The sequence below is a fragment of the Sphingomonas sp. CCH9-F2 genome (genome assembly GCF_001556735.1).
In the GTDB taxonomy this organism is placed as follows: Bacteria; Pseudomonadota; Alphaproteobacteria; order Sphingomonadales; family Sphingomonadaceae; genus Sphingomonas; species Sphingomonas ginsenosidimutans.
In genome coordinates this window covers 1-10,872 of sequence record NZ_LSJO01000650.1, presented here as the reverse complement: position 1 = coordinate 10,872, position 10,872 = coordinate 1, and the positions used below count along the sequence as shown (strand labels likewise).

The window sequence follows — 10,872 nt, the reverse complement described above, 5'->3', positions numbered from 1 at the left end:
GCCCGCCGCTACCGTCGGACGCACCGTCCCGTCGCGGAACCGGAAAGGTTCCCGCGCGTCAGCCGTGCTGTCCCAAAGGCGCTGGAAATTTTATTGCGGCGGTGCTACATACGTCCGGCACGGGCGCTTTGTCATTTCCCGCGCCCGATGGAGACGTCCAACCTATCTGTCCCTGACGACGCCCTCCCGCGACGGTCCTTGTCGCGGCGACCGCGTCCCGGGCAACAACACCGGAAAGGCCACCTATGGCTGCCAAGGCTCTGCATTTCGATGTCGGTGACTATGTCGTCTATCCCAAGCACGGTGTCGGCCGTGTGATCGAGCTGCAGAAACAGGAAATCGCGGGCATGCAGCTGGAGCTGTACGTGCTGCGGTTCGAGAAGGAGCGCATGACGCTGCGCGTTCCCACCAACAAGGCCGAATCGGTCGGGATGCGCAAGCTGTCGTCGGACAAGACGATGCGCGAGGCGATGGAAACGCTGAAGGGCAAGCCCAAGGTGAAGCGTACCATGTGGTCCCGCCGCGCGCAGGAATATGAAGCGAAGATCAACTCGGGCGACCTGGCGTCGATCGCCGAGGTGGTCCGCGACCTGTTCCGCGCCGACGACCAGCCCGAGCAGAGCTATTCCGAGCGGCAGATCTTCGAGGGTGCCTGCAGCCGCCTGGCGCGCGAGCTGGCTGCTATGGAGCAGATCGACGAGCCGGCGGCGCAGGAAAAGATCCTGGAGATCCTGCGCACCGCCGCGGCGATCTACAACAAGGACAAGGTGCCGGCCTGACCCGGCATCCTTCCGGCGACGAAAGGGGGCGGTCCGGACGGGTCGCCCCTTTTCGTTTGCGCAACCCCTGCGATCGACTCAACATTGACAACATTGGGGGCGACGATGATCGGGCGGACGATGCGGTTGATCGCCGGGGCGATGCTGGGGCTGGGGCTGGCGCTGGGGGCGAGCCCCGCATCCGCTTCGGAGCGCAGCTGGCATCTGGGCAGCGCCGAACGGCTGCAGGTCGAAGCACCGCTGGCGGTGACCGTCACCACCGGCGCGGGCAATGCGGTGCGCGCTACCGCCGACGATCCGCACGTGCTGGAGGCGCTGGAGGTCACGGTCAATGCGGGAACGCTGCTGATCCGGCTGGCGGGCAATGCCGTGCGTCCGGCGACGTCGCTGCGCGGCGCGGTGACGGTGGCGGTGCCGCGGCTCCAGTCGGTGGCTTTGTTCGCCGATGCGCCGGTGAGCGTGGCGGGGATGCGCGGCGACCGCGTCATGCTGACGGTGACGGGGAAGGGGGCGTTGACCGTCACCGCGCTCGACACGCCCCAATTGGTCGCCACGCTGATCGGCGGTGGCAGCCTGTCGCTGGCGGGGCGCGCGGCGGAGGTGCGGCTGGCGGCGAGCGGGATCGGATCGGATGCCGGCACGATCGATGCGGCGGGCCTCGCCACCGACCGGCTCGTCATCCAGGCGGGCGATGCCGCGCAGGTCCGCGCCGCCGCGCGGTCGACCGCGACGGTGCGCGCGTCGGCGGGCAGCGTGGTCGACGTCGCGGGTAACGCGGCGTGCACCGTGCGCGTGTCGACCGATTCGCAGGTGCGGTGTACGGCGGCGATCCGCTGAGGATCAGGCTTCCGGGCCGAGCTCCGGGTCGACGTCGCGTGGGCGGATGAAGTGCGTCAGTGTTGCGCCGCCGGGCGCCACCGCTGCCCAGTCGTCGACCGCGAAGGTCATCTGCGCCAGCGTCGCGGTCGGATATTTCTCCTCCACGCTGTCGCGCAGACCGCCGCGTTTGTCGGGGACCAGCATCAGCACCAGATCCTCCAGCCCCGGATTGTGCCCGACCAGCAGCAGCGAGCCGATATCGGCCGGGCATTCGCGGATCACGTCGAGCAGGCTGGCCGCGGACGCCAGGTACAGCCGCCGGTCCCATTCCGGCGCCATCCGCCCGAATCCCTGGCCGACGTCGTCCAGCGTTTCCTGAACCCGTACCGCCGGGGACGCGATCACCCGGTCGAACGCCATGTCCAGCGCGCGCAGGTGGCGCCCCATCGTCGCGGCCGCGCGGCGCCCGCGCGGGTTGAGCGGGCGGTCGAAATCGCGCGCCACCGGATCGTCCCAGCCCGATTTGGCGTGGCGCAGCAGCGTCAGCGTCTTCACCGGTCCTGATCTCCGTTAGGCGATGTCGTGCGCCGCCTCATGCCCGATCGCGCGCGTCGAGGAAAGCCGCTGTCGTACCCGCACGATCGCCTCGTCCAGCGGAACACGCGCCACCGGGACGCCCGGCGGAAAGGCGTCGAGCAGGCGCGACGGCATCGCCGAGGACAGCAGCACGAACAGCCCGTTGTCGTCGCGGCGCCGGATCAGCCGCCCGAACGCCTGCGCCAGCCGCGCGCGCACGATCCGGTCGTCATAGGTGTTGCCCCCACCCCCGCCGGGCCCCGCGTCGGCCATCCGTCGCGCGGCGTGCAGCACCGTCGGCTTGGGCCAGGGAACGCCCTCCATCACCACCAGCCGCAGCGAGTCCCCCGGCACGTCCACCCCGTCGCGCAGCGCATCGGTGCCGAGCAGACTGGAATGCGGATCGTCGCGGAAGATATCGACCAGCGTGCCCGTATCGACCGGGTCGACGTGCTGGGCGTGAAGCGGCAGCCCCGCGCGCGACAGCCGGTCGGCGATCCGCGCATGGACCGCGCGCAGCCGGCGGATCGCGGTGAACAGCCCAAGCGCACCGCCCGCGCTCGCCTCGATCAGCCGGGCATAGGCGTTGGCCAGTCCCGGCACGTCGCCGCGCTTCACGTCGGTGACGATCAGCACCTCGGCCTGGGTGGCGTAATCGAACGGACTGGGGGCGGCGAAGCGTTCGGGCGCGCGCGCCAGATGCGGAGCGCCGACCCGCGCCTCCGCGATCGACCAGTCGCCCCCGCCGGTCAGCGTCGCCGAGGTGACGAGCGCGCCATGCGCGGGCTTCAGAACGGTCTCGACGAAGGGGATGGTCGGATCGACCCAGCGGCGGTGGAGCCCCATGTCGAACTCGCGCCCTTCGACCCGGTCGACCGCCAGCCAGTCGACGAAGCGGTCGTCCGCCGGTCCGCCGATGCGCGCCAGCAGCGCCAGCCACCCCGCCACCGTTTCCGCGCGCCAGCTGAGCGAGGCGATCGCCCCCTCAATCCGCGCGCGCGCCGGGCCGTCCATCCAGTCGGGCGCCTCGGCCAGCACCGCCTCCAGCCTTTTGCCCAGCGCGACCATCGGGCGGACGAGCGCGTCGAGGGCGTGTGCAGCGGGGGCGGCGGCCTCGATCAGTTCGGGGGAGGGTGCCGCCAGTTCGGTCTCCAGCCCGTATCCCGCCTCGGCATCCTGTTCGGCACGCGCATAGGCCAGCCCGCGCACCGCGGCGAGCAGATGCTCGATCGCGCCGAACGGCGCACCCTCCGCGATCCGCGCCAGCCAGCCGTCCGCCGCCAGCGATCCCGCCGCCGCGACAATATCGGTGATCGCGCGCGCGCCCGCTTCGTCATAACCCGCGACATCGGACAGCCGCGCCTGCAGCCCGCGGCGGCGGCCGCGCGACCCGCCCTCCGGCCCGACGATCCAGCGGCGCAGCTCAATCGTCTCCTGCCCGGTCAGCGCCGTCCCGAACATCGCGTCGGCGGCATCGAACAGGTGATGTCCCTCGTCGAAGACGTAGCGGGTCGGGTGCGTCGCCAGTTCGCGCCCGCGCGCGGCGTTGACCATCACCAGCGCATGGTTGGCGATCACCAGGTCCGCCTCCGCCGAGGCGCGCGCGGCGCGTTCGATGAAGCATTTCCGATAATGCGGGCAGCCGGCATAGATGCATTCCCCGCGTCGGTCGGTCAGCGCGGCGGAGCCGTTGCGGCGGAACAGCGTGGTCAGCCACCCCGGCAGGTCGCCGCCCACCATGTCGCCGTCGTCGGTATAGGCGGCCCAGCGCGCGACCAGATGCGCCAGGATCGCGGCGCGTCCCGCGAACCCGCCCTGCAACGCATCCTCCAGGTTGAGCAGGCACAGGTAATTCTCGCGTCCCTTGCGCGTCACTACCTTGGCCTTGCGGATGGCGCGATTGGGGTGGAGGCGCGTCGTCTCATGCCCCAGCTGGCGTTGCAGCGCCTTGGTGTAGGTGGAGATCCACACCGCCCCGCCCGCCTGTTCGGCCCACAGCGACGCCGGCGCGAGATAGCCGAGCGTCTTGCCGATCCCCGTTCCCGCCTCCGCCAGCACCAGGTTCGGCACCTCGCGCGCGACGCGCGGGGCGAAGGCGCCCGCGGCGGCGGCGGCATAGGCGCGCTGGCCACCGCGTGCCTCCGCCCCGGCGCCGGTCAGCGTCGTCACCCGCTCGGCAACCTGGCGATCGTCCAGCGTCACGGTGCGCGGGGCGCGGCGCGGCGCGGCCTCGCTCCATTCGGGCAGGCGCGTGAACAGCCAGCGTTCATTCTGCGCCGGCTTGCGCAGGCGCGGCGTCACCACCGGCGCCCACGCCCAGCGCGCGCGCGTCAGCGATTGCGCGGCGGTCCATGCGCCCTCCCGCTCCGGCCAGTCGGTATCGGTGACGGCCAGCATCCGCACGGCCGCCTCCAGCAGGAAGGGCGCGACATCGGCATCCGACCCCGGCGGCGTGAGCCCGGTCGCCTGCGCCACGCCCTTGGGCGTCGGTACCATGAAACGTGCAGGATGGAGGAAGGCGAACAGCTCCAGCACGTCCAGCCCCGACAGATCGGCATAGCCCAGCCGCTGCCCGACCAGCGGCGCGTTGAGCAGGATCACCGGCGTGTCCGCCGCCAGCCGGATCGCCTCGCCCCGCGACAATGCGCGCACGGGTTCGTCGCCCTGCGCCATCCAGATGCCGGAATGGCTGGCGTGCAGCGCGGGATAGGGAAGCGGCGTCACCGCCCCTAGGTGCGCTCCAGGGAACAGATTGGCAACCTAGGAAACGATACCGCAAATGCTTCGCAGCTGCACATATGAAGGTGGATTCGCGTCAAGCCGTGTGCTTTAGGCCGTGGGAACGCATTCGACTCTATCAATTGCTGGAGGATCGGCCCGTGAACATCCACGAATACCAGGCCAAGGAATTGCTCGCGAAGTTCGGCGTCCCCGTGCCGGCTGGTTACGCCGCGATGAGCGTGGAGGAGGCGGTCGACGTCTCGAAGAAGCTTCCCGGACCGCTCTATGTCGTCAAGGCGCAGATCCATGCCGGTGGCCGCGGCAAGGGCAAGTTCAAGGAACTGCCGGAGGGCAGCAAGGGCGGCGTCCGCCTCGCCAAGACCGAGGAAGAGGTGCGCCACGCCGCGGCCGAGATGCTGGGGAACACGCTGGTGACGATCCAGACGGGTGAGGCCGGCAAGCAGGTCAACCGCCTGTACGTGACCGACGGCGTCGACATCGCCAAGGAATTCTACCTCGCGCTGCTGGTCGATCGCGCCACCGGCCGCGTCGCCTTCGTCGTGTCGACCGAGGGCGGGATGGATATCGAGACCGTCGCGCACGACACGCCGGAGAAGATCCACACGTTCGACGTCGATCCCGCCACCGGCTTCCAGCCGCATCACGGCCGCGCCGTCGCCAATGCGCTGGGCCTCGAGGGTGATCTGGCCAAGCAGGCGCAGAGCCTGGCGGGCAAGGTGTACGACGCGTTCCTGGGCACCGATTCGTCGCAGATCGAGATCAACCCGCTCGCTGTCACCGAAGACGGCAAGCTGATGGTGCTCGACGCCAAGGTTGGCTTCGACGGCAATGCAATGTTCCGTCACAAGGACCTGATGGAACTGCGCGACGAAACCGAGGAAGATCCCGCCGAACTGGAAGCATCGAAGTACGACCTGGCGTACATCAAGCTGGACGGCGACATCGGCTGCATGGTCAACGGCGCGGGTCTGGCGATGGCGACGATGGACATCATCAAGCTGAACGGCATGTTCCCGGCCAACTTCCTCGACGTCGGCGGCGGCGCCGACAAGGCGAAGGTGACCGCGGCGTTCAAGATCATCCTCGCCGATCCGGCGGTGAAGGGCATCCTCGTCAACATCTTCGGCGGGATCATGAAGTGCGACATCATCGCCGAGGGCATCGTCGCGGCGGCGAAGGAAGTGAATCTGTCGGTGCCGCTGGTCGTCCGTCTGGAGGGCACCAACGTCGAGCAGGGCAAGGAAATCCTGTCCAACTCGGGCCTCGCCATCGTGCCGGCGAACGATCTGGGCGATGCGGCGAAGAAGATAGTCGCCGAGGTGCAGAAGGCGGCGTGACCCGGCGTCGTTACTTTTGAAGCGAATCGCACGGCCCGGGCGTTGATCGTCCGGGCCGTTTCTTGTCGTGCCGCTGACGCTACGGAATGGCGCTCCGACGCGCGCGACGCCATACCGCACTTGCGAAAGACGGCCTGAACAGCCATGTGGATCGCCAACGCGACCGCGTAAGGACAGGATGAGGAAGGAGCCTCGATGAAGGTCTTGGTGCCGGTCAAGCGCGTGCTTGACTATAACGTGAAGCCCCGCGTGAAGGCGGATGGGTCCGGCGTGGACCTCGCCAACGTGAAGATGAGCATGAACCCCTTTGACGAGATCGCCGTCGAGGAGGCGATCCGGCTCAAGGAAAAGGGCACGGTGACCGAGATCGTCGCCGTCTCGATCGGCGAGGCCAAGGCGCAGGAGACGCTGCGCACCGCGCTGGCGATGGGCGCGGACCGCGCGATCCTGGTCATCGCCGAGGACAAGGTCGAGCCGCTGGGCGTCGCCAAGATCCTCGCCAAGATCGTCGAGGAGGAACAGCCCTCGCTCGTCATCCTGGGCAAGCAGGCGATCGATGACGACAACAACCAGACCGGCCAGATGCTGGCCGGGCTGCTCGGCTGGGGTCAGGCGACCTTCGCATCGAAGATCGAACTGACCGCCGATGCCGCCAGGGTGACCCGCGAGGTCGACGGCGGGCTGGAGACCGACAGCTACAAGCTGCCGGCGATCGTCACGACCGACCTGCGGCTCAACGAGCCGCGCTACGCCAGCCTGCCGAACATCATGAAGGCCAAGTCGAAGCCGCTCGCGCAGAAGACCGCCGCCGATTACGGCGTCGACGTTACGCCGCGGATCAAGACGCTGAAGGTCACCGAACCGGCCAAGCGCCAGGCCGGGATCAAGGTCGCCGATGTCGACGAGCTGGTGAACAAGCTCAAGTCGATGGGCATCGCCAAGTAAGCGCCGGGCAGAGAGGATAGAGACATGAAGACTCTCGTTTGGGTCGAACACGACGGCAATGCCGTCAAGGACGCCACGCTGTCGGCGGTCACCGCCGCGTCGAAGCTGGGGGAAGTGCACCTGCTCGTCGCCGGCCAGGGTGTTGGCGGCGTCGCCGAGGCGGCGGCGAAGATCGCCGGCGTCGGCAAGGTGCATGTCGCGGACGATGCCGCTTATGCCCATCAGCTGGCCGAGAATGTCGCGCCGCTGGTCAAGCAGCTGATGGACGGTCACGACGCTTTCGTCGCCCCGGCCACCACCTCGGGCAAGGCAATCGCGCCGCGCGTCGCCGCGCTGCTCGACGTCATGCAGATCAGCGACATCCTGTCGGTGGAGGGCGAGGACACGTTCACTCGCCCGATCTACGCCGGCAATGCCATCGCCACCGTGCAGACGTCGGATGCCAAGAAGGTCATCACCGTGCGCGGCACCGCCTTCGACAAGGCTGCGGCCGAAGGCGGATCGGGCAGCGTCGAAGCGGTCGCGACGACCGGCGAGGCCGGCCTGTCGACGTTCGAGGGGCAGGAGATCGCCGAGCTGACCCGGCCGGAACTGACCAGCGCGAAGATCATCGTGTCGGGCGGCCGCGCGCTGGGTTCGGCGGAGAAGTTCACCGAGGTGATCGAGCCGCTGGCCGACAAGCTGGGCGCTGGCGTCGGCGCCAGCCGCGCGGCGGTGGACGCAGGGTACGTCCCCAACGACTACCAGGTCGGCCAGACCGGCAAGATCGTCGCCCCGGAAGTCTATGTCGCGGTCGGCATCTCGGGCGCGATCCAGCATCTGGCGGGGATGAAGGACAGCAAGACGATCATCGCGATCAACAAGGACGAGGACGCACCAATCTTCCAGGTGGCTGACATCGGCCTGGTCGGCGATCTGTTCAAGATCGTACCGGAACTGACCGAGAAGCTGTAACGAACGGCGCGGGGCGACCGCTCCATGACCGACGCGAAGGAGGGCGGCGCCGACCGGGCGACCGCCCTCTTTTCGTCGGTGGGGGCGGTGCATCATGCCGGCGCGGCAGACGGCGTGCTCGGCGCGCTGCTCGCCATCGCGGCAGCGCAGCCGCAGGGGCGGGCGGGGGTGCGGTTGCACGGCGTGCCGGACCTGACCGCGGTGCTGTCCGCGGGCGTGATCCATGGCGTGGCGACGCATTATATGGGCGAGCGGGCGCGACCGGTCCGCGCCTTGCTGTTCGACAAGTCGCCCGCCGCGAACTGGTCGCTGGCGTGGCACCAGGATCGTACCGTCGCAGTGAGCGCGCGGCATGACGTCCCCGGTTACGGGCCGTGGACGCGCAAGCAGGGGATATTGCATGTCGAGCCACCCTTTGCGGTGATCGAGGCGATGGTGACGCTGCGCATCCATCTGGACGATATGCCGGACGACAATGCGCCGCTGCTGATCGCGCCGGGATCGCACCGGCTGGGGCGGATCGCGGAGCCGGCGATCGCCGATGTGGTGGCGCGGCACGGGTGCCGGACGTGCCGGGCGAGCGCGGGCGACATCTGGGCCTATGCCACCCCGATCCTGCACGCCTCCGCCGCGGCGACCGGCGCGCGGCGGCGGGTGGTGCAGGTCGACTATGCCGCCGATCCGCTGGCCGCGCCGCTGGAATGGCTGGGCGTGTGAAGGGTTGCGCGGGACCGTGACGCGCCGGATAGGGCGGACATGCGTTTCCTCTCCCTTTTGCTGATCCCCCTCCTCGCCGCCATGCCGGCGACGGCGCAGCGCGCCGACCGGGCGACACCCGGCTGGGTGCGGGTACGGATGGAAACCGCCGACGGGCCGATCGTGCTGGCGCTGAACCAGCGGCGCGCGCCGATCACCACCGCCAATTTCCTGCGCTATGTCGACGACGGGCGGTTCGACGGGGTCAGTTTCTACCGCACCGCGCGCAACCGCCGCGCGCCGCAATATGGCTTCATCCAGTCCGGCATCCGCACCGATGCGCGCCGTTTCCTGGACATGATTCCGCATGAATCGACAAAGAAGACCGGTATCCGCCACCTCGACATGACCATCTCCATGGCGCGCAAGGGGCCACCGGGATCGGCCAACGGCAATTTCTTCATCACCGTCGGCGCGATGCCGTCGATGGACTGGTCCCCCGCCAACCCCGGCTATGCCGCGTTCGGGCGCGTCGTCGCCGGACAGGCGACCGTGCGCCGCATCCTGGCGGAGAAGACCGGCGGCGGGATGAAGGGCACGCTGATGCTCAAGCCCGTCCGCGTCGACCGCGTCATCCGGCTGGACGGCACGCCCAGGCCGACCGGCCGCCCGCGCCCGTGGCTGATCGAGCGGCGTACCGAGGGCTGACGCGGCCGGGGCGCCGGATCCGTCCGCCGTCGCCACCCGTTGGTGCGGCGAAGGAGACGGACGATGGAACGGCAACCCAACAAGCCCGGCGGCGACGTGCGCGACGACGGCACCATCCGCGACGCGGGCGACGAACAGGCGGTGAAGAACCAGTCGACGGTTGCGCCCGAGGATTACCCGAAGAAGGACGGCGGCCGTGCCACCGGCGCCGATTCGGCGAGCGGCATCCCCGACTAGGCGCCGCCCGCCGGCCCCGCATGGACGCGCCCGCGCCGCCGCGATAGGAGGCGGGCCATGGCCGATCCGCGCATCGACACGACATGGCTGGAGCCGCTGCGCCCGGTGCTGGCGGGCGCGGGAATGGCGGCGCTGCGCGATTTCCTTCGCGAGGAGAAGGCGGCGGGCAAGCGCATCTTCCCGCATTCGGCGGACTGGTTCCGCGCGCTGGAACTGACCGCGCTGCCCGACGTGCGCGTCGTCATCCTGGGGCAGGACCCCTATCATGGCGCGGGACAGGCGCACGGCCTGTGCTTCTCCGTGCGGCCGGGGGTGAAGCCGCCGCCCAGCCTCATCAACATCTACAAGGAACTGGCCGACGATTGCGGCGTCACGCCGCCCGCGCACGGTTTCCTGGAACATTGGGCGCGGCAGGGGGTGCTGCTGCTCAACACCGTGCTGACCGTCGAGGAAGGGCAGGCCGCCTCGCACCGCGACCGCGGGTGGGAGGGGTTCACCGACGCGGTGATCCGGCTGGTCGCGGCGAAGGAAGAGCCGGTCGTCTTCCTGCTGTGGGGCAGCCATGCGCAGAAGAAGGCCGCGTTCGTGACGGACCTTCGCCGCGGCGGCCACCATCTGGTCCTCACCGCGCCGCACCCCTCGCCCTTGTCGGCGTACAAGGGCTGGTTCGGGTCGCGGCATTTCAGCCGCGCCAATGCGTTCCTGGCGGAGCACGGCCGGGGCACGATCGACTGGGCGCTGCCCGCGACGGTGTGAGCGCGGGCGCGCGCGCCGGCGAATGTTGCGAACGTTGCGTCGCTGGCGCGGTTTGCGGACGGACGCGCCGCTGGCGCGACGGCGACGCGCCCGCGACGCGACACCGGGGCGACGCTCGCGCGACCGGCACGCACCACGACCGCGCCATCCGGGCGACGGTGACGCGACACGCACATCACGGGCGGGCGGGCGGCGCGGTCGGCGCGGGGACGAACGGATCGCCAAGCCGGCGGCGATGATCGGCGAGGATGTGATCCCACATGCCGACGAACGGCGTGCCCGCCAGCCGGATGCGCAACCGATGCGCGCTCGACCGCGACATC

Annotated in this window: 11 protein-coding genes; 9 read left to right on the top strand and 2 right to left on the bottom strand. The window is 69.6% G+C overall.

From position 1 onward, the window contains the following. Positions 1-245: 245 nt before the first annotated feature. Entirely contained in the window at positions 246-779 is a 534-nt protein-coding gene (locus AX685_RS18490; RefSeq protein ID WP_066491301.1) for a CarD family transcriptional regulator, read from the top strand. 84 nt (positions 780-863) lie between these two features. After that, on the top strand, positions 864-1,616 hold the full coding sequence (locus AX685_RS18485; RefSeq protein WP_197418701.1) for a GIN domain-containing protein: 753 nt from the start codon (positions 864-866) through the stop codon (positions 1,614-1,616). A 3-nt stretch (positions 1,617-1,619) separates the two neighbouring features. Here AX685_RS18485 and AX685_RS18480 read toward each other — a convergent pair whose 3' ends face one another. After that, complete coding sequence (locus tag AX685_RS18480) at positions 1,620-2,153, bottom strand: SixA phosphatase family protein (protein WP_066491296.1); 534 nt, start codon at positions 2,151-2,153, stop codon at positions 1,620-1,622. 15 nt (positions 2,154-2,168) lie between these two features. Next, entirely contained in the window at positions 2,169-4,847 is a 2,679-nt protein-coding gene (locus AX685_RS18475; RefSeq protein ID WP_066491304.1) for an ATP-dependent DNA helicase, read from the bottom strand. Between the two features lie 206 nt (positions 4,848-5,053). Between AX685_RS18475 and sucC the strand changes: the two genes are divergently transcribed. From sucC to ung, 7 genes are all read left to right on the top strand, one after another. After that, a complete protein-coding gene (gene sucC, locus AX685_RS18470) occupies positions 5,054-6,253 on the top strand; it encodes an ADP-forming succinate--CoA ligase subunit beta (protein WP_066491302.1) in 1,200 nt (399 codons plus the stop codon). A 195-nt stretch (positions 6,254-6,448) separates the two neighbouring features. Continuing rightward, positions 6,449-7,198, top strand: a complete 750-nt coding sequence (locus AX685_RS18465; protein WP_066491289.1) for an electron transfer flavoprotein subunit beta/FixA family protein — start codon at positions 6,449-6,451, stop codon at positions 7,196-7,198. A gap of 24 nt (positions 7,199-7,222) precedes the next feature. Beyond that, a complete protein-coding gene (locus AX685_RS18460) occupies positions 7,223-8,152 on the top strand; it encodes an electron transfer flavoprotein subunit alpha/FixB family protein (protein WP_066491286.1) in 930 nt (309 codons plus the stop codon). A gap of 24 nt (positions 8,153-8,176) precedes the next feature. Beyond that, complete coding sequence (locus AX685_RS18455) at positions 8,177-8,869, top strand: phytanoyl-CoA dioxygenase family protein (RefSeq protein ID WP_066491284.1); 693 nt, start codon at positions 8,177-8,179, stop codon at positions 8,867-8,869. Between the two features lie 39 nt (positions 8,870-8,908). Next, entirely contained in the window at positions 8,909-9,556 is a 648-nt protein-coding gene (locus AX685_RS18450; protein ID WP_066491282.1) for a peptidylprolyl isomerase, read from the top strand. 63 nt (positions 9,557-9,619) lie between these two features. Next, positions 9,620-9,793 carry a hypothetical protein gene (locus AX685_RS22060; RefSeq protein ID WP_156445924.1) on the top strand — a complete coding sequence of 58 codons (174 nt, stop codon included), beginning with the start codon at positions 9,620-9,622 and terminating at the stop codon, positions 9,791-9,793. A gap of 57 nt (positions 9,794-9,850) precedes the next feature. Beyond that, positions 9,851-10,549 carry a uracil-DNA glycosylase gene (gene ung, locus AX685_RS18445; RefSeq protein ID WP_066491280.1) on the top strand — a complete coding sequence of 233 codons (699 nt, stop codon included), beginning with the start codon at positions 9,851-9,853 and terminating at the stop codon, positions 10,547-10,549. Positions 10,550-10,872 lie beyond the last annotated feature (323 nt).